The organism is Dietzia natronolimnaea (assembly GCF_002289575.1).
GTDB lineage: Bacteria > Actinomycetota > Actinomycetes > Mycobacteriales > Mycobacteriaceae > Dietzia > Dietzia natronolimnaea_A.
The window spans coordinates 1-18461 of the sequence record NZ_NTGA01000040.1 but is presented as its reverse complement, the minus strand read 5'-3'; the positions used below and the strand labels follow the sequence as shown (position 1 = coordinate 18461).

The following is an 18461-nucleotide window of genomic DNA, read 5'->3' as shown; positions in this document are numbered from 1 at the left end:
CCAACCCTCGCGAACGGGTCTCGGCGAGTACGTGATCAATCAGCGCATCCGAGAACACCTCCCGGCGAAGCCCAGCAGCATCTGATACATCCGTAGCGTCGTGGTCGTCAACAGCCATAGCGTTCATGATTCCTCCTCCGGATCAACTCACACAGACCATCTGACACGCCCCGACGGGTGGCGCTACCAAGCATTCGTCACCAACACTGCCACCGGCCAGCTGCAGTTCCTCGAGGCCAGACACCGGGCTCACGCCCGGGTCGAGGACCGGATCCGACACGCCAAAGACACCGGCCTGGGCCGTCTGCCCTCGCGGGAGTTCGCTTTAAACCAGGCCTGGCTCGTGGCGGTGATGCTCGCCGCGGATCTGGTGGCCTGGACCCGGATGCTCGCTTGCACCGGCGACGCCGCAGTCCTCGCCTTGTGCGAGCCCAAAGCGCTGCGCTACCGCTTCCTCCACGTCGCAGCCCGGCTGGTCCGAAGCGGCCGACGGCGGCGCGTGAAGATTCCCGAAACGTGGCCCTGGGCGACTGCCATCGTCGCAGTGTTCAACACGATCGCCGCGATCCCAAAACCGGCCTAACCTCACCCACCCGCCCACGACAGAACCACCGGAGACCCGCCCACCGGCAGCGCCAGCCGGCACTCCTGCACGCCCACCCACGAAATGGATCCCGCCGTCACCCGACAGCAGCAATCCTCACGCTCCGTGAATCAGCGGGGCTAATGCAACTACCCGCCTGATCACCAACGAAGGATCACAATCCAGTTACACCACTACCAGGGGCTTTACCTGCGGTTCACCTTCGGAAGCTGGACGTCCTGACAGGCTTCACCCAGGTTCACCCCAACTGGCCGCGCACCACATCAGCACCGCGTCAGCGACCGTCACGTCCGGGATCTTGATCAGACCTTCATCAAACCCCGACCGAATCAAGAGGTCAGCACAGCACAATCTCCAGATGTGACAGTGCGTGCGGCATTGGGGGACAAGTGGGGCGGGTCGCCGGCCGCCTCCCACCACGAAGAAGTGGACGAGCAGCTCGAGAAAGGGAAAGTGTCGCGATCACAAGATTTACAGATTTCCGGACGATTGTTGTTGCTCGCACGAGCGGTGGCCTTGTTGACGGTCAGCGCCCTCGGACTCCTCTTCACTTCGGCAGGGGTGCTGGTCCAGGACGGCACCAGTCTGGACGTCCACAGCTCGGCCGCCATCGCCCTTCATGTCCTCACCGGCGTGCTGGCTCTGGTTCTAGGGTGGCGCGCGTGGGCTACACGGCGAGGTCGCTGGGCTGCAGTCGTCGCCCTCGTCCTGTTCGGGGCCACGTTCGCCCAAGCGAGCTTAGGGGGCAGTTCGACCTTGGCATTCCACATCGGCGTAGCACTGGTGCTCACGGTCCTGTGCACGTGGCTGGCCGCCTGGACTTTCGGTAGATCACTATACGAGGAGATCGAATGAGGCTGCGCAGGACACTCACCGCCTCCGGCACTACCGCCGCCCTGCTCCTAGCTGTGGGCTGCGCCGGGAACGACACGGGCGCGCCAGAACAGGCAGAGCAGCTCCAGACGGGTGAGGGAACCAAGAAGCAGGTCACGATGGCGGAGGTCCAGCAGAACGATTCGACCGACTCGTGTTGGACTGTGATCGAGAACATCGTCTATGACATCACCGCGTGGGTCGACCAACACCCGGGCGGGCCGGACCGGATCGAGCAGCTGTGCGGTACGGACGGGACGGAGAGTTTCACCGACCAGCACAGTGGAGCTTCCGGGCCACAATCGCGGCTCGCCGAGTTCCAGATCGGCCAGCTCGCCGGGTGACCCGGCAGATATGCTTCCGATCCGCTCTGTGCGTCCCGGTCGGAGGCATGTGCCGGGCCCCGCTCCGGGGCCGCGCGCGTGGACTCAGCGAGGCCGTGAACGGGTTCGATTCGCTCCCCCCGCGACCTCTGCGGAAGACGAGAGCGCACCTCGCGAGCGTGACATGACAACACGACAGAAGAACCGTGGGCCGCAATCGGTGGTACTGCCAGCAGTCGGCCTCAGGATGGGCGGGGTTACCCGAAATCAACCGCGGTCAACGCCTTCTCGGCGGTGGCTAAATAGTCACCCCGTCGGCCGTGCGCTTGGTCGAATGGTGTCGTCATTGGGCGCAGGAATACTGCTGTACACCAGTTTCCCGCCTCTATCCTTGTGGTTTCTCGCCCCGGCCGGTCTTGCCATTTTGGTTCTGTCGGTCCGAGGGATCGGCGTGCGCGGCGCGTTCGGATTGGGATACCTGGCTGGTCTCGGGTTCTTCGTACCTTTACTGCCCTGGGTGGGGGTTTATGTCGGCGCTGTCCCCTGGCTAGCATTAGCGGCGCTACAGGCCGTGGCAGTCGCTGTCTTCGCTGGGGCCACCGCACTGGTGGCGCGGCTGCCCGGGGCTGCACTGTGGATCGCGTGCTGCTGGGTGGCCACCGAAGCGGTTCGAGCGCGCCTGCCCTTCGGTGGGTTTCCCTGGGGCCGGCTGGCGTTCGGTCAGACTGATGGACCATTGCTGGCGATCGCTCAGATCGCTGGGGCGCCAGGGGTGAGCCTGTCCGTTGCACTGGTGGGCAGCGCGACGGCTGCAGTGGTCGTCGGACTTGCTCGGCGCTCCGCCTGGCGCTCGGTGTCGCTGCTCGGGTCGGTGCTTGTGACCGCCTCTGCACTCGGCTCGATGCCCGTCCCTGCCGCAGCGGTCACCACCCCCTCTAAAACGGTTGCCCTAGTCCAGGGCAACGTGCCCCGACTCGGTCTGGATTTCAACGCGCAACGGCGCGCTGTACTGGACAATCATGTGGCTCGTACCGACGCTCTCGCCGCCGAGGTCGCAGCGGGGGTGAAGCCCGCACCGGATCTGGTGATCTGGCCGGAGAACGCATCAGACATCGACCCGTTTCGCAATGCCGACGCTGCAGAGCGGATCGATGCGGCCACAGAGGCGATCGGTGCTCCGATCCTTGTGGGGGCGGTGGTGTCCACTGGCTCCGGTACCACCCGAAATACAGCGCTGGTGTGGGAGCAAGGAACAGGACCTGGCGATGCGCACGACAAAAGACGCCTGGTTCCATTTGGTGAATATCTGCCAATGCGATCGATCGTGAGCAAGCTTTCGCCTTATGCCGCGCAGGCGGGCAACTTCGTGCCCGGTAACGGCGATGGTGTGGTGACCATCGATGAGACACCGCTCGCTGTGGCCACCTGTTATGAGGTCGCGTTCGATGATCTGGTATCCGAGTCGGTTCGGTCGGGGGCGCAGTTGATCGCGGTACCAACGAACAATGCAACCTTCGGCGATACCGACATGACCTATCAGCAGCTGGCGATGTCGCGGCTGCGCGCTGTCGAACACAACCGCACGGTGGTGGTAGCAGCCACCAGCGGTGTCAGCGCGATTATCGCGGCGAATGGCGATGTCCTCGAGCAGACCGAAATGTTCACTGCCGATGCCCTCGTCGCACAGGTCCCGCTCAATACCGAGTTCACACTTGCCACCCGATTACGTTCAATTCCTGAACTCATCATCACGGTCACCGCAGTATTCGCGATGCTGGTGGGGTGGATTGCTAGCCGCCGTCGGCGGGGCTGAGATCCCCGGCCATGAGTGCGCGCCGATATCGGGAGCGGACCCGTCGTCGGCCGGGCCGGCTGCAGGCGCTCAACGTGAGCATGTCGGGCAGGGCGCCGAGGGCGAGAAATTGATGAGCTCCCGCGAGGTAAGGGCGAGAGCCAGCTCGAGGATTGGACTCAGTAATCAAGCCTATTTCTCGGACGTAGACGCCGTCGGCGTTCAGCCTCAAATCTGGTGCCGTAGCGATCACGAACGGTCATCGTTACGAGGCGCTCATGGGCCACTGCCTCCGTGGCCGCATCCACCTCAGCAATATGACCGGATACGACATCAGGATCGATATCCCTGTCACCAGGTCCCACAGCACCGTCGCCTAGGCTGCCTTGCTCGTCGTTGCCCTGGCTACGTTGGCGGCGCCGCTCCCGGATTTCACTCCACAGAAAGTAGCCAAGCCCAATTGGCGCTAGAACTCCGAATGCAAGCCATTGAAGCCCATAGGACAGGTACGAACCCGCCTCGACTTCCGGTATCGGAGTTGGCTCGAGTGATCCTGGTTGACCTCCGGGGAGCTGGAGATGATAGCCAGCAAGATCGAGATCCAGAACCCGACCGATCGTCGAGGTTTCAATGGAGCGCACCATGTGACGATCGTGCAGAACTATCGGTTCGGCCGGGGTGTCGGTGGGCATTCTGAGCCTGGCGGTGATGGTCACTGGATCGGCTACCGCGGCCGGGTAGGTCGGCACCGTGTTGTTCTCGCCAACGCGAACCCATCCACGATTAATAAGCAGATCATCGCCGCCCTCGGTCCGAAATGCGGTGAGAACTTGGTAAACCTGTTCCCCGTCGACAGCTTGCTGCCGCAAGAGCACTTCGTCTTCGGGCAGATAGCGACCGGTTACTGTGACCCGATGCCACTCGGATTCGTCCAACGGCGCGTCCCGCGCCGTCAATTCCGTCAACGGCACTGGATCGGCTTCGACGCTGTGAAGAAGTTGGGAATTGCGCGTCTTCAAATCCTCGTTCTTGCCTAACTGCCATGGCGCCAACAGTGTGAAGCACGTATAGACGAACAGTGCGACGGCGATGAAGGAAATCAACCACCCCGGCGTCATCACGCGAAAGACCCTCTGCACGCCGTTCACGGTAGGCGTGATGGCAAGACGGTCGGCATCGGGGCCCTCCTGTCGGCACCAGCTCCGGCGATCATTAATCGTGCCCGCCTCCCGCCACTGTCGGCAGGGATGGTTCCGATCCGGCGAGATCAGCGTGTTGCGTGCCGAATTGTGGCATCCGGGCCTGGATCGGAAGTGTCGAGCAGCAGGTCGTTGTCTACGTCCTCAGATGACGACGCCGTTCGCGGCCAACCATGACACCGAGTCGATCCACTGGCCGGCGGGATTCTGTACGCCGAAGTGCACATGCGGACCAGTCGAGTAGCCACGGTTACCGACTTCACCGATCACCTGGCCGGCGGTGACCTGCTGGCCTTCGGTGACGTAGTTGGCATTGTTGTGGCCATACTCCAAGAGATAGCCGTCATCGGTCTTGATGCGAATCCATAACCCATAACCGGAAGCGGGGCCGGAGGCCACGACCGTGCCGGACTTGGCTGCATACAAGGGTGTGCCGATCGGCGCAGCGATGTCGGTGCCATTGTGGTTAGCGCCCCACCGCGAGCCGAAGCCAGAGGTGATCGTTCCATCAGTCGGCCTGTGAGCTTGGCTGGCGACCGAAAACGCCGAAGACGACGACTGAGCAGTATCGAATCCGAGCGCCTGGCTCAGCCCGGGGGCCTGACTTGCATACTGGCGGACCGCGTCAGCTCCGATGCCATAGCGGGCGGCAGCCTCTTCGACCATCTGTCCGACGTGCTCGGGATCAGACGATTGGGCAGCGGCCACAGGGGCGACACTAAGCGCCGCGCCACCGGCGATTGCGGCGCCAGCCAGCGTGGTGGCGGCGATCCGGCCCACTCCCCTGGATCGGTTGGCGCGATGACGCCCACCAGCAGAGATGCGGTGGCCCACACCAAGCGAGTCCATGAGATCGGCGAACGGAACGCTCTTGGAGGAGCTCGACATGATTGATTCCTTCAACTTAAGCGATGGTCGCAGCTTCATACCGACGACCACTGGAGACTCCCGAAAAGGTAACAGTTGCATATCGTCCTGTCACGGAGAGTTTCCTGAGAATCCAGAAATCAGCAGGTCATACGCCATTTGTTATTCATCTACGGCATCGCCCGACCGTTACCCCGACGTGATTTTTGGTTCGAACGCGGGCCGGCCGGAGCCACCCCGCAATCGTCCCGGGTGACTAAACCGCGATCAACGCAAGCAGGATCAAGGTCCTTACTCCTGCCCCCTCCTCGTACCCGCCGCACGTGTGATGTCGATCGCTGCTGCCGCAGACTCATCGGGACAGTCGGTCTCCACCTGCACAGTAGAAAAGAAGAAGCCGTACCGATCCTGAAGCAAGTTGGAGGCGGATTGGAGAACGATCTGCGGATCGGCGCTTGCGGAGGTGCGCAGGTGGCCGGAGAACACGAAACGTCCACTGGTTAGTGCCCAAGCATGGGCATGATGGACGTCTTCCACCCCATCTATCGCTGCCAGGTCTTCAGTCACGTCAGACAGGTAGACCTCGTCGGGTGTGCCCTCCATGAGCAGATGGGTGGCGTCGCGCAGGATGCTCCAGCTTGCCCATACAAGCACGAAGCCGAACGCCAAACCGAGCAGCGGATCGATCAGCAAGAACCCGGTGAACTTGATCACTAGTGCGGTGACGATGATGAGCAGGCTGCCGACGAAGGTCTGGATGATGTGCCACAACGCGCCACGAACGTTCATGTCGCTGCGGCTTTGTTTCCAGATCAGGCTCAGGGCAACGATTTCGGTAAGCAAGCCTCCCGCGGCTGCCCACAGCATGGGCGTCGTGGGCAGGTCAACCGGAGCATTCATGCGCATGGCAGCCATCACGATCACCACCATCGCCATGATTAGCAGGAAACCGCCATTGACCAGCGCGCCTACGATCTCGGCGCGGTACCAGCCAAAGCTGCGATTTTCGTCTGCGGGGCGGCGGGCGAGTCGAGCAGCGAAGATGGCGACTAGGACACCACCGACCGCCGAGAAGGTGTGAAAAGCGTCCGAGATCACCGCAACCGAGCCGGTCCACAGCCCGATCGCCAACTCGATGACGAAGTAGATTCCCGTCAGCCAAGCCGAGATAGCCATGCCCCACCCACGAGCCTGCACCTGCCCGTGTCCACCATGCCCATGCGCCATGGGGGTCTCCTTTTTTGCACTCGGAATCCGGTTCTCGTGTCAGCTGCACACTGTGCATCGGTCTCGCGGTGCCCACAGCTTCTCTTGGGAATCTTGATCAGACCTTCATCGAACCCCGACCGAACCAATGGGGTAGGGGCGGCACAATCGTCCGGTGTGACTGTGCAGGCAAGAGTGGTGCTGATGCTGTGATGACGACGGATGTGTTCGGCAAGGGTGCGCAGCCCGGTAGCTGGGGCAGACGGGCAAGATGCCAACTGGCCGCAGTGGTGGTGAGTTCGCTTGTACTTACTGGCTGCGCTAGCGGCACTGATGCCGTCGCTTCAGGTGAGACGTTCGATTTTGTCAGCCCGGGCGGCCAGATTGAGATCTTCTATGATCCGCCGGCGGACCGCCAGAAGATCGCGCCGATGTCTGGCCCGGAAGTAGTAGATCCGGAGGCCACTGTGGCGGTCGCAGACTTTCCTGGCGAGGTGGTGCTGATCAACCTGTGGGGTCAGTGGTGTGCTCCCTGCCGGACGGAAACCGACGACCTGCAGCGACTACAGGACAAGTACCAGGCGCGAGGGTTCACCAATCTCGGCGTCAACTTGCGCGACCCGAATCGGCAAAAGCCTGTCGACTTCATCAAGGACAACGGGGTCACCTATCCCTCAATTTGGGACCCATCGCAGGCCGCGGTGGCAGCGCTACATGGTTTCCCCACCTCGGTGGTGCCAGCGACACTGATTCTCGACAAACAGCACCGAGTCGCTGCGGTATATCTAGCAGAGGTCACCGACACCCAGTTGGAGCCGGTCATCGAGAGACTGCTGGCCGAGCCTGCTGAAAGCGACGCTGCATGAACACGGTGCTGATCGCGCAATCCATTGGCCAGACGTTCCAACAAACAGCTGCTTCCGGGCCTCTACTTCTCGCGTTGGGAGCATGTGTCCTTGCGGGACTCGTCTCGTTCGCCTCGCCGTGCGTAGTCCCGCTCGTGCCCGGGTATCTGGCATATATGGCCAGCATCGTGGGTGCGGAGCGCCCGGCGGTGACCGTGCAGGCCGCCGAGCAACGCCGCGCCGAAGCCAGCACGCTCACTCTTGAACAGCAGCGTCAGCGGGTGTCATCGCGACGACGAGTCGTCCTCGCCGCGGTGCTATTCGTTGCTGGATTCACGGTGGTCTTCGTGCTGCTGTCGGCGATGGTGCTGGGCACCGTGCAATACCTCGCCCCCCAGCAAGAATTGCTGCAGCGGCTCGGCGGTGTGGTGACCATCTTGATGGGTCTGGTGTTCATCGGGGCCATACCCGCCCTCCAGAGGGACACTCGAATGCAGCCGAAAGCGCTTTCCACCTGGGCGGGCGCGCCGCTACTTGGCGCCGTCTTCGCCCTGGGATGGACGCCGTGTCTCGGACCGACGCTGGCAGCGGCGTTGTCGGTGGCCGCCGGAACCGGACTCGACGCCGCACGCGGAGTACTGCTCATCGTGGCGTACTGCCTGGGGCTCGGACTGCCTTTTATCGTGGTGGCCTTCGGTTCGACGAGAGCCATCCGCACGGTGGGCTGGCTGCAACGACACACGCGAACGATTCAGATCGTCGGCGGCATCATGCTCATTGTCGTCGGAATCTTGCTGCTCAGCGGCATATGGACGCAGTTCGTGTACTGGCTCCGCGACTTCGCCGTCTCAGACACCACTTTGCCGATCTGACAGTGCTCCGATGGTCTCTCCTAACTCGAGTCGAGTCTGTCTGTCCGAAAAGAACCTTGATCGGATCTTGACGAAACGATGACCCAGATCTCGCATTTCGCCCCGCAGAATCGAGTTTCTAAGACAGGCAAGGAGTTGAGTCTGATGGGGTGGTTTTACGGTATGAACTGGATCGACATCGTCCTGTTGATCGCGTTCGTACTCGGTTTCTGGGCGATGGTTCTGGCCTTGACGACCAGTCTTTTCGGAGGGCATCGGCACCTACGCGGGTCTCACTCTCCTGCTACTGGGGTCGTCTCTTCCGGTATCTCTTTCGGATCTCACGTAGGGACCGCGACTTCGCGAAACGCCGATCATGATGAACGCTGACGCCACGGGGCGGGCAGGTGCGCTAAGACGTGCGCCGCGCGTGCTGGTCTCCCGCCGGTCTTTCTTGGCCGGATCGCTTCTCGCCGGCGCCGGCGCTCTGACTGCATGTTCTGGTTCCGGAGCAGCCACGGGCAGTCCCGTGGGAGCCTCGTCAGATCTCGTGAGGCGGCTTGAGCAGGAGCGACGCTCCCCCGGCCAAACGGTGGTATCTGCGCAGTTGACCCCCCGTCCGGTCGACGTTGATCTGGGTGGCCGAGTCGTCTCAACGTGGGGATACGACCAACAATTGCCAGGCCCACTGGTGCGGGCCCAAGCTGGAGAGCGGCTGCAGATCACCGTGGACAACCAGCTGCCCCAGGAGACCAGCGTGCACTGGCACGGGATCGCCATGAGCAACGACATGGACGGGGTTCCCGGGTTGACGCAGGACCCGATCGCACCAGGCACCACGTTCACCTACGACTTCACCGCCCCAGACCCGGGCACGTACTTCTACCACTCACATTCGGGTCTGCAACTCGATCGGGGCTTGTACGGAGTGGTGATCATCGATGATCCGGGCGAGCCCGGCGACTACGACCATGAATGGCTCGTGGTCCTTGACGACTGGGTCGACGGGACCGGTCGGACTCCCGACGATGTCGCCCGTGATCTGGGCATCGGTGCCGACACCGCAGATGCCGGGATGCAGGGGATGGACCACGACATGATGGACATGCACGGGGGTGAGGGGTCGATGATGTCCCCCATCCTCGGCAGCGCCGGGGATGTCACCTACCCGCACTTTCTGATCAATGGTCGACTCCCTGTCGACCCCTACGTTTGGAGAGCGTCGCGGGGCCAACGCGTGCGCATCCGGTTCGTCAATGCCGGCGCCGACACCGCGTTCCGGGTCGCGCTTGGCGGGCACCGGATGACCGTCACTCACACTGACGGCTTTCCCGTGCTTCCCGAGGACACCGATTCTCTTCTGATCGGTATGGGTGAACGGTTCGATGTTGTGGTCACGCTCGGCGACGGCGTGTTCCCGTTGTTCGCTCAGCCCGAAGGCAAGGATGGCCACGCGCAGGCCCTTGTACGTACAGCAGCGGGCGATCTCCCGACGAATTCCCGACCAGTCGAAGTGGACCGGCGTCCGCTATTGGGTACCGACTTATCCCCCAGCGAGGCAGTACGTCTGTCTAGCCAAAGTCATGATCGGTACCACAGTGTTGACCTGGGCGGGACGATGTCGCCGTACCGGTGGACCCTCAACAGCCAAGTCCACCCGGATTCGGTGCCGCTGGAGGTCAACAGTGGGGAGCGGGTGCGGATGCGGATGCGGAACATGTCCGACATGTTCCATCCGATGCACCTGCACGGACATACGTTCGCGCTCGCGGACAGCGGGCTTCGCAAGGATACCGTCACGATTCGGCCGATGCGCACTATTGAGATCGAGTTCGACACCGATAATCCTGGCCAGTGGGCGTTGCACTGCCACAACGCCTATCACCAAGAGGCCGGGATGATGACCACTCTGTCTTACCTCGCCTGACCGGCAAGGTGATCCACTCGCGGGCCCGAAAGTCCGCAGAAGAAAGGGAACCCAGATGAATCGAAAGAAGCTTGTGATGACCGCCGCTGCCGCCGCGGTCCTGCTGGGGCTGTCCGCCTGCACCAGCGACGAGACCGACACGGCCAGCGAGACCACGACCGCCGTCGAGACCACTGCGACCAGCGGGAGTTCGACCACCGAGCAGGCAGAGGAATCAGCTCAGCATTCCGAGGCTGACGTGATGTTCGCCCAGATGATGATCCCCCACCATGAGCAAGCCATCGAGATGAGCGACATCATTTTGTCCAAGGATGATGTCCCCGCCGACGTCACCTCGCTGGCCGAGGAGATCAAGGCGGCCCAGGGGCCCGAGATCGCGCAGCTGACCGACTGGCTTGAGCAGTGGGGCGAGCCGACGCAGCCCGAAGGCATGGACATGGACATGGACATGGGCGGTGACAATGACATGGCGCAGATGGAGGGCATGCTCTCCGATGAGGAATTGCAGCAGTTGTCCGACGCTCCCGGCCCTGAGGCTGCCGAGTTGTTCCTTAACCAGATGATCGCCCACCACGAAGGTGCCGTGGCCATGGCCGAAGACCAGGTGGAGAACGGCACGTACCCGCCGGCTGTCGATCTGGCGCAAACCATCATCGACACCCAGCAGCAGGAAATCGACACCATGCGGCAGTTGCTTGACCCCATGTAGAAAACGAAGCCTTGTATACCCCGGCGGGGTCGATGGCAGTCCGACCCCGCCGGAGACCGTCTGGGCATCAACACATTTTCTTGCCCCTGCCAGAAACGAGATACGCATTCATGCTTTCGCACCGAAAGCGGGCCTGGGCCCCAATAGCCATCCTTGCATCGGCTCTCACCGCGACCGCGTGTTCAAGCCCGCAGCAGACGCCAGCACCCGAATCCGGGGACGCCTCATCGACGGTCGGCACCGCATTAACACCCGCGCTTGACCATGTGCACGGACTCCACCTCGATGCTGAGGGAAGGGTGCTGGCCGGCACGCATACGGGGCTTTTCGTCCTCAACCCCGATGGTGCGACCACCCGCGTCGGCGACGCCGACGACGACTTCATGGGGCTCACAGGCGCGCCCGGGACGGATAACCTCTACGCCTCGGGCCATCCCGGCCCGTCAAGCTCCGCCCCCAATCCTCTCGGACTCATCGAGAGTGTCGACGGCGGCCAGTCGTGGGCGACGAAATCCCTCTCCGGCGAAGTCGACTTTCACGCGCTGACCACCGACGGAAACACCCTTGTCGGATTCGACACCGCCAACGGAATTCGAACGTCCACCGACTCGGGCGTCAGTTGGACCGACGGCATCGAGATAGCCGCGAGAGCATTGGCGATTACCGACGAGGGCATCTGGGCCACAACCGCAGGAGGCCTACAACTCAGCACCGACATCGGGCGCACATTCGCATCAGTACCAGCTGCTCCCGAACTCCTGCTGATATCTGCAGCCGAAGACGGCACCCTCTGGGGGATCGACACCGACGGCACCGCCTGGCGCAAGAACGTCAACGACGACGAGTGGCAGCAGGGACCAGTTGTCGGTGAAGTCGAAGCCATCATCGCCGCGGACCAAAACACTGCCTACGCTGCTGATGGACGGTCATTTCATACATTAACGATTCCCTGAAACGTCGTCGGCGGCGCAAACCAAGGCCGACCGAAGACGGAATGGAAACTACCGGTCAGAACGCATACGAACTCGAGGGAGAAGTGGTGAGGAAAGAAGCGATGCTCGCAGGCGGAACCGCACCAGAGCGCACTCCAGCGAAACGGCTTGCCTCGGTCGCGGTGGCCTTGGTGGCCGCAGTAGGGCTGAGCGCGTGCACGATCGGAGATACCGAGGACACCTCGACGGCCGCTGCACCGAAAGAAGCCCCCGCCGCTGCGGCCGTCATTCACACCTCGTTCGAAGATGGGACAGTGGCCGCGACGCCGCGGGAACCGATCGTCTTGGATGTGACAGACGGTGCGTTCGACGATGTCACGGTCACAAACGAAGAAGGCCGCGAGGTCGAAGGCGAGTTCAACGCGGAACGCTCCCAGTGGCGCACCACCGAGACTCTGGGCTACAACCGGGATTACTCGATCGAGGCGAGCGCCACTAACGACGACGGTGAGACGATTACAGACTCGTCCTCGTTCAGCACACTGGTCCCGAACTCGACCACCAGCGCGAGCCTGGTGACCGGTCAGGGCCAAACGGTAGGTATCGCGCAGCCGGTCGCGGTGCGTTTCGAGTCCGCCGTCGGCGACCGCAAGGCCGTCCAGGACGCCATCGAGGTCACCACGACCCCCGCCGTCGAAGGAGCCTTCTACTGGGTGTCGCCCTCGGAGGTTCGCTGGCGCCCCGCCGAGTTCTGGGCACCGGGCACCGAGGTCGACGTCGACGTCAACATCTACGGCACCGATATGGGCGGAGGCCTTTACGGAGCCCAGGACGCAAACAGCAACTTCACGATCGGCGACGAGGTCATCACCACGATCGACGACAACACCAAGACAATGACGACCCGAATCAATGGCGAGGTCGTCAGCAGTAGCCCGGTCTCACTAGGAAAGGCATCGACACCCACCCCGAACGGCACCTACTACATCGGCGACCGATACGAATCGCTCATCATGGATTCATCGACGTTTGGTGTGCCGGTCGACTCGGCCGACGGCTACCGGCTTTCAGTCAACTGGGCCACCCAGATGTCCTACAGCGGGATCTACGTCCATGCCGCCCCATGGTCCGTTGAACAACAGGGCTTCACCAACGTCAGTAACGGCTGTATCAATGTCACCGACGCCTACGCCAAGTCGTTCCAGAACAGCAGCAACCGGGGCGACGTGGTCAAGGTCATCAATACCGTCGGACCGACGCTTCCCGGGACCGACGGGCTGGGCGACTGGAACATCCCGTGGGAAACCTGGCGTGCTGGAAATGCCGACCTAGCCTAAGAGGCCCTCGGCCAGGGTTCCGAACAATTGGTTGCGGATACAGACATGGCCGGGTGTTGGCCTGCGTTAATAGGCGTCGCCCGTCTCTATGACGAACTGCTCGACTGCGGCGGCAAGGGCCTGGTTCGCGCTGCACCGCCAGCACGGTGAGCTCGTCTCCGCGCGCCCAAAGCCCTTACCGCCACGGCTCTTGCGCCCGCCTACCGGTCAACCCATACGGCGTCCGGGCGATCAGAGTGCAAGCGAAGTGAGCCGCGGACACAAACGAAGACCACTCTTGACCTTACCTTGACGCGATCTCCACCAAAACGCAGGAGTTCCCCCACGAGCCTGAGTGCCGACCGAAGTAAGTAGGGCGAGCGAGTTTAGTGCCACCGACTCGGGCCAGAGTTCCGGTTTCCTCGGCCGTAGTACGGCCGATTCAAGTAGCGTCAAGGAGCGTAGCCCTATACCCTATGGGGGTATAGGGCTCTTTGTTCGGGGCAACTGCCCCTGGGCCCCGAGGAAAGGAATATCTATGGCCTCTAGAACGCATGATGCACCACCGCTCACGGCTGTTCGGGAGTCGTGCTCATGCTGTTCAGCTCCTTCAGGACTTATAGATATTGAAGCTCCCAAACTACTGGAATTGGACGATCAGACCGACCGCGTCGCACCCAACAATTAGGGAAGTGAACACATGAGCCAGCCACATGGTCAGCATGACCACGCCCACCACCACGAGCCCAGTGCAGACGAGGGCACCACGGTAGCCGACCACCATCACCGGGACGAGACCGGTGACCCCACGGGCCACGGCCACGCGGGGCAGCATCACGCCGGGCACGAGGATCACGGCGGGCACGCCGGGCACGGCGGGCATGCGGGGCACGGCGACCATGTGGGTCAGTTCCGACGCCTCTTCTGGATCATGCTCGTGCTGGCGATACCGGTGGTCACCCTGAACGAGATGTTCGCCGACCTCCTCGGATACCAGCTCCCTGACGCCGACTGGGTGTGGTGGGTCTCCCCCGTCCTGGGCACGGTGATCTATGTCTGGGGCGGCCAGCCGTTCCTGACGGGCGCGGCCTCCGAGATCCGCGCTCGTCAACCCGGGATGATGCTCCTGATCGGCCTGGCTATCACCGTGGCGTTCATCGCCTCCTGGGGTGCGAGCCTGAGCGTGCTGGATCATGAGCTGAACTTCTGGTGGGAAATGTCCCTGCTGGTGGTCATCATGCTGCTGGGCCACTGGATCGAAATGCGCTCCCTGGCGCAGACCACCTCTGCGCTCGATTCCCTGGCGGCTCTTCTCCCGGATGAGGCCGAGAAGGTCGACGGCGACGACATCGTCACGGTCGCCCCGGCCGACCTGGTGGTCGGTGACGTCGTGATCGTCCGCCCCGGTGCCTCTGTTCCCGCCGACGGCAGGATCATCGACGGCTCGGCCAGCATGGACGAATCCATGGTCACCGGAGAATCTAAAACGGTCCGCCGTGAGATCGGCGAGCAGGTGGTCGCCGGCACGGTCGCCACCGATTCGGGCCTTCGCGTCGAGGTCTCCGCGATCGGAGATGACACGGCCCTGGCCGGAATCCAGAAGCTCGTGGCCGACGCGCAGGCGTCCTCCTCGCGAGCTCAGCGCATCGCCGACACCGCAGCAAGGTGGCTGTTCTGGTTCGCACTCGGCGCGGCTGCGATCACCGCCGTAGTCTGGAGCGTTCTGGGAATGCCGGACGCGGCGGTGGTCCGCACGATCACCGTGCTAGTGATCGCATGTCCGCACGCGCTGGGACTGGCGATCCCGCTGGTGGTCTCCATCGCCACCGAACGCGCCGCACGCGGTGGCGTCCTAATCAAGGACCGCCTCGCGCTGGAGTCGATGCGGACAGTGGACTCGGTCCTGTTCGACAAGACCGGAACCCTTACCAAGGGCGAGCCCACCGTCACCGGGATCGAACCAATCAAGGGACACACCGAGAACGAAGTGCTGGCCCTCGCCGCCGCGGCCGAGAGCGACAGCGAGCACCCGCTCGCCCGAGCTGTGGTCGGTGCCGCGCGAGACCGCGAACTGACGGTACCGAAGGCGACCGACTTCTCCTCCTCACCAGCTGTGGGCGTGAGGGCCACGGTGGACGGCACCGTGGTCGAGGTCGGTGGCCCGTACCTGCTCGAACAGCATGACCGCGACGAGCTCCCCGTCGCCGATCAGTGGCGCACCGAGGGCGCAATCATCCTGCACGTCCTCGCCGATGGTCAGGTGATCGGAGCGCTGCGGTTGGCCGACGAGATCCGGCCGGAATCCCGCGACGCCGTCGACGCATTGCATACCGTCGGTGCCCAGGTCGTCATGATCACCGGCGATGCCCAGGCCGTGGCCGACACCGTCGCCGCCGAATTGGGGATCGACCGGGTCTTCGCCGGAGTCCGGCCCGAGGACAAGGCCGCCAAGGTCGCCCAACTCCAAGACGAGGGTCGCAAGGTGGCCATGGTCGGTGACGGGGTCAACGACGCTCCCGCACTGGCCCAGGCCGATGTCGGCATCGCCATCGGTGCCGGAACCGACGTGGCGATCGGCTCCGCGGGCGTGATCCTGGCGTCATCGGATCCGCGCTCGGTGCTCTCGGTCATCGAACTCTCCCGCGCGAGCTACCGCAAGATGAAGCAGAACCTGTGGTGGGCTGCCGGTTACAACCTCGCCGCCGTGCCCCTGGCCGCCGGAGTGTTGGCGCCGATCGGGTTCGTGCTGCCGATGAGCGTCGGCGCCATCCTCATGTCGGCGTCGACGGTCGTCGTCGCGCTCAATGCCCAACTGTTGCGCCGCCTCGACCTCAACCCGGAAACAGTCACCAAGGCAATGGAGCAGAGATAACACGATGAACACCACCCACCAGTTCCCTCGACGAGCGGCGGTCCCACTCCTTGCCGCCGGGGCGCTCACCCTCGCCGGCTGCTCGAGCGAAACGTCGGAGAACGCTGCGACAGCAACGCCCGCCGCGGCGTTGGAGTCCTATGGCCTGGCCGGTCTGGACGCACCCGCGATCATCGAGAAACTCGACACCATGCCGGTGACTGACAGGCCGGACGATCTCATCGCCTCGGTGCAGCCCAGCGAACTAGTTTTGACCAGCAACGATCAGACCTCACTACACCTGACCTGATGCGCCGATTCGGCCGCCCTCCAAAGGGTCCAAGGTCGGCGACGCAGCTTTACAGGCCGAGCGAATCATGCTGGCCCGCCCGCGCAAAAAATGAGAGGACAAATGACGGTGACACACCCTGACAGTGGTCGTTGATTCTGTCGGTCTCATCGGACACCGATTGTCGGCGGCCGTGAGCACCATTTGGCACCGCCGTCGGGTCGAGTGTCGACGAGATCTGACACCACCGTCCCGGGGGCCTCAGCTGGGGGCGAATGCGCCCGGCCCGGTCTCCAGATGGGTCTCCGATGGCCAACTATCCTAGTGCTAGAATAGTTGAGTGGAATTGACTTCTGCCGAACTGACCGTGCTGGGCCTGATCGTTGAGCACCCCCGGCACGGCTACGACCTGGAACAGGTGATCGAGCAGCGCGGCATCCGACAGTGGACGGACATCGGCTTCTCATCGATCTACTACGTGCTCGCCAAGCTGGAGAAGCGCGGCCTCATCGAGGCCGCCGAGGGCCGTTCTGGCGTGAAGTCTCGGCGGGTGTTCCAGGCCACTGCGGAGGGGCGGCAGATCGCCGCAGAAGAAGCCGTTGCGTTCATCGCCGATCTTCGGGCGGTTCCACATCCGGTCCTCGTCGGACTGGCCAACTTGCCGCTGGTCTCGGAGCGCGCCTACGACGAGGCGCTGCGCAGCAGGCTGATTCAGCTCGAGGCCAGGATCGCATCAGTCATGGAAGCCGAGCGGTCGCAAGCTCCCCTCCCACGCCCCGCACGGGAGGTCTTCTCCTACTCCCTCAGCCTCCTGGAGGCGGAAAGGTCGTGGCTCGCCGAACGAGTCCAGGTATCCGATGAGTGACAAGGCCGAGCTCAAACCGTCCGACAGGACGATCATCGACGGAGTCTCCACGGCCGGCGGCTCGCACTGCGAGACGACGGCGCTCGGCGTGCTCCTGCGACATGCCGGACTCGACCTCTCCGAACCGATGCTCTTTGGGTTGGGGAGCGGGCTGTCCTTCATCTACTGGGACTCGAAGCAACAGGAGCTGCCCTTCCTGGGCGGCAGGGTGAAGCCCTTCGTGCTCGCCCAGAACCTGACCCAACGGCTGGGGCTCGAGCTGCGCGTGCAGGAGACCACCTCCGCACGTAAGGCCTGGGACCAGGTCCGCTCCTCGATCGACGATGGGATCCCCGTAGGGCTACAGCTCGACAGCCATGACCTGGAGTACTTCGGATCCCGCGTGCACTTCGCCGGTCACGTCGTCGCCATGTACGGCTACGACGCCGAGCGGGCCTATTTGGTCGACACCGCGCAGCAGGGCGGAGCCGTGTCCACGAGCCTGGAGAGCCTGGCCAGAGCGCGAGCCGCACGCGGGCCGATGTCGGCCCGCCACCGGTCCTTCACCGTGAAGGTGGCGGTGCCGAACATGGATGGCGGGCACCTCATCCCAGCGATCATCTCCGCGATCACCGCGTGCGCTGAGGACTTCCTGACGCCGGCGATCGCCAACCTCGGCAACCGAGGAATCCGCACAGCAGCCAAGCGCGTGCACTCGTGGTTCGATCGAGTCGAGGACCCCGGCCGCAACCTCACAGTCATCGCCACCCTGATGGAACGCGCGGGCACCGGAGGCGCACTGTTTCGCAACCTGTACCGAGACTTCCTGACCGAGTGCCACGGACTACTCGAAGGCAGGCCGGGCGCGGACCTCGTAGAGCAGGGAAGGGATCTCTTCGCCGAATCCGCGCTGCTCTGGACGAGCGTTGCCGAACTCATCGAGAAGGCAGGTGCCTCGGGTAGCCCGGACCATCTCGCCAAGGCGAGTCAACTGCTCGATGATGACGACGGACACGAGAGACTGCCCGTAGGC

At 63.2% G+C, this 18461-nt stretch carries 17 protein-coding genes and 1 pseudogene; 14 read left to right on the top strand and 4 right to left on the bottom strand.

Annotation, left to right across the window (positions count from 1 at the left end; genetic code table 11):
- Positions 1-172: 172 nt before the first annotated feature.
- The 4 genes and pseudogenes from CEY15_RS16795 to lnt all read left to right on the top strand — a co-directional run.
- Positions 173-583: pseudogene (locus tag CEY15_RS16795) on the top strand (transposase); the annotation flags it as partial.
- A 381-nt stretch (positions 584-964) separates the two neighbouring features.
- A complete protein-coding gene (locus CEY15_RS16790; RefSeq protein WP_245847699.1) occupies positions 965-1459 on the top strand; it encodes a hypothetical protein in 495 nt (164 codons plus the stop codon).
- Entirely contained in the window at positions 1456-1821 is a 366-nt protein-coding gene (locus CEY15_RS16785) for a cytochrome b5 domain-containing protein (RefSeq protein WP_095719384.1), read from the top strand. The genes CEY15_RS16790 and CEY15_RS16785 overlap by 4 nt, the downstream gene beginning before the upstream one ends.
- 313 nt (positions 1822-2134) lie before the next feature.
- On the top strand, positions 2135-3613 hold the full coding sequence (lnt, locus tag CEY15_RS16780; RefSeq protein WP_245847698.1) for an apolipoprotein N-acyltransferase: 1479 nt from the start codon (positions 2135-2137) through the stop codon (positions 3611-3613).
- Between the two features lie 158 nt (positions 3614-3771).
- Here lnt and CEY15_RS16775 read toward each other — a convergent pair whose 3' ends face one another.
- The 3 genes from CEY15_RS16775 to CEY15_RS16765 form a co-directional block, all read right to left on the bottom strand.
- Positions 3772-4740, bottom strand: coding sequence for an SURF1 family cytochrome oxidase biogenesis protein (locus tag CEY15_RS16775; RefSeq protein WP_245847697.1), 969 nt, complete (start codon positions 4738-4740; stop codon positions 3772-3774).
- A gap of 195 nt (positions 4741-4935) precedes the next feature.
- The gene (locus CEY15_RS16770) at positions 4936-5679 is read right to left on the bottom strand and encodes a M23 family metallopeptidase (protein WP_081615259.1); all 744 of its coding nucleotides are present in this window, start codon (positions 5677-5679) and stop codon (positions 4936-4938) included.
- Positions 5680-5949: 270 nt separating this feature from the next.
- Positions 5950-6885: a cation diffusion facilitator family transporter gene (locus CEY15_RS16765; protein ID WP_095719382.1), complete on the bottom strand. Its 936-nt coding sequence runs from the start codon at positions 6883-6885 to the stop codon at positions 5950-5952.
- 191 nt (positions 6886-7076) lie between these two features.
- On the opposite strand from CEY15_RS16765, the gene CEY15_RS16760 reads away from it, so the two are divergent.
- From CEY15_RS16760 to CEY15_RS16735, 6 genes are all read left to right on the top strand, one after another.
- Positions 7077-7730: a TlpA family protein disulfide reductase gene (locus tag CEY15_RS16760; protein WP_245847696.1), complete on the top strand. Its 654-nt coding sequence runs from the start codon at positions 7077-7079 to the stop codon at positions 7728-7730.
- On the top strand, positions 7727-8581 hold the full coding sequence (locus CEY15_RS16755) for a cytochrome c biogenesis CcdA family protein (protein ID WP_043568439.1): 855 nt from the start codon (positions 7727-7729) through the stop codon (positions 8579-8581). The genes CEY15_RS16760 and CEY15_RS16755 overlap by 4 nt, the downstream gene beginning before the upstream one ends.
- Positions 8582-8936: 355 nt before the next feature.
- Positions 8937-10487, top strand: coding sequence for a multicopper oxidase family protein (locus CEY15_RS16750; protein ID WP_306228048.1), 1551 nt, complete (start codon positions 8937-8939; stop codon positions 10485-10487).
- A gap of 76 nt (positions 10488-10563) precedes the next feature.
- Positions 10564-11196: a DUF305 domain-containing protein gene (locus tag CEY15_RS16745; RefSeq protein WP_095719381.1), complete on the top strand. Its 633-nt coding sequence runs from the start codon at positions 10564-10566 to the stop codon at positions 11194-11196.
- A 110-nt stretch (positions 11197-11306) separates the two neighbouring features.
- Positions 11307-12149 (top strand): F510_1955 family glycosylhydrolase, encoded by an 843-nt coding sequence (locus tag CEY15_RS16740; protein WP_245847695.1) that lies wholly within the window; start codon positions 11307-11309, stop codon positions 12147-12149.
- 86 nt (positions 12150-12235) lie between these two features.
- Entirely contained in the window at positions 12236-13465 is a 1230-nt protein-coding gene (locus CEY15_RS16735; protein WP_245847694.1) for a L,D-transpeptidase, read from the top strand.
- A gap of 619 nt (positions 13466-14084) precedes the next feature.
- Here the strand turns inward: CEY15_RS16735 and CEY15_RS16730 are convergent.
- Positions 14085-14345, bottom strand: a complete 261-nt coding sequence (locus CEY15_RS16730) for a hypothetical protein (RefSeq protein ID WP_095719378.1) — start codon at positions 14343-14345, stop codon at positions 14085-14087.
- A 30-nt stretch (positions 14346-14375) separates the two neighbouring features.
- Between CEY15_RS16730 and CEY15_RS16725 the strand changes: the two genes are divergently transcribed.
- The 4 genes from CEY15_RS16725 to CEY15_RS16710 all read left to right on the top strand — a co-directional run.
- The gene (locus CEY15_RS16725) at positions 14376-16316 is read left to right on the top strand and encodes a heavy metal translocating P-type ATPase (protein WP_095719386.1); all 1941 of its coding nucleotides are present in this window, start codon (positions 14376-14378) and stop codon (positions 16314-16316) included.
- A 4-nt stretch (positions 16317-16320) separates the two neighbouring features.
- Positions 16321-16605 carry a hypothetical protein gene (locus CEY15_RS18240; protein WP_141244293.1) on the top strand — a complete coding sequence of 95 codons (285 nt, stop codon included), beginning with the start codon at positions 16321-16323 and terminating at the stop codon, positions 16603-16605.
- Between the two features lie 319 nt (positions 16606-16924).
- Entirely contained in the window at positions 16925-17449 is a 525-nt protein-coding gene (locus CEY15_RS16715) for a PadR family transcriptional regulator (protein WP_095719377.1), read from the top strand.
- Positions 17442-18461: BtrH N-terminal domain-containing protein (locus CEY15_RS16710; protein ID WP_141244292.1), on the top strand; the 1020-nt coding region annotated here is incomplete at its 3' end. The genes CEY15_RS16715 and CEY15_RS16710, both read left to right, overlap by 8 nt.

What these genes read in the sequence shown, in the direction of transcription:
- CEY15_RS16785 (WP_095719384.1), top strand. Translation starts at nt 1,456, where the DNA reads ATGAGGCTGCGCAGGACACTCACCGCCTCCGGCACTACCGCCGCCCTG.
- lnt (WP_245847698.1), top strand. Translation starts at nt 2,135, where the DNA reads ATGGTGTCGTCATTGGGCGCAGGAATACTGCTGTACACCAGTTTCCCG.
- CEY15_RS16770 (WP_081615259.1), bottom strand. Translation starts at nt 5,679, where the DNA reads ATGTCGAGCTCCTCCAAGAGCGTTCCGTTCGCCGATCTCATGGACTCG.
- CEY15_RS16765 (WP_095719382.1), bottom strand. Translation starts at nt 6,885, where the DNA reads ATGGCGCATGGGCATGGTGGACACGGGCAGGTGCAGGCTCGTGGGTGG.
- CEY15_RS16760 (WP_245847696.1), top strand. Translation starts at nt 7,077, where the DNA reads ATGACGACGGATGTGTTCGGCAAGGGTGCGCAGCCCGGTAGCTGGGGC.
- CEY15_RS16755 (WP_043568439.1), top strand. Translation starts at nt 7,727, where the DNA reads ATGAACACGGTGCTGATCGCGCAATCCATTGGCCAGACGTTCCAACAA.
- CEY15_RS16750 (WP_306228048.1), top strand. Translation starts at nt 8,937, where the DNA reads ATGATGAACGCTGACGCCACGGGGCGGGCAGGTGCGCTAAGACGTGCG.
- CEY15_RS16745 (WP_095719381.1), top strand. Translation starts at nt 10,564, where the DNA reads ATGACCGCCGCTGCCGCCGCGGTCCTGCTGGGGCTGTCCGCCTGCACC.
- CEY15_RS16740 (WP_245847695.1), top strand. Translation starts at nt 11,307, where the DNA reads ATGCTTTCGCACCGAAAGCGGGCCTGGGCCCCAATAGCCATCCTTGCA.
- CEY15_RS16730 (WP_095719378.1), bottom strand. Translation starts at nt 14,345, where the DNA reads ATGGTCGCCGTGCCCCGCATGCCCGCCGTGCCCGGCGTGCCCGCCGTG.
- CEY15_RS16725 (WP_095719386.1), top strand. Translation starts at nt 14,376, where the DNA reads ATGCTCGTGCTGGCGATACCGGTGGTCACCCTGAACGAGATGTTCGCC.
- CEY15_RS18240 (WP_141244293.1), top strand. Translation starts at nt 16,321, where the DNA reads ATGAACACCACCCACCAGTTCCCTCGACGAGCGGCGGTCCCACTCCTT.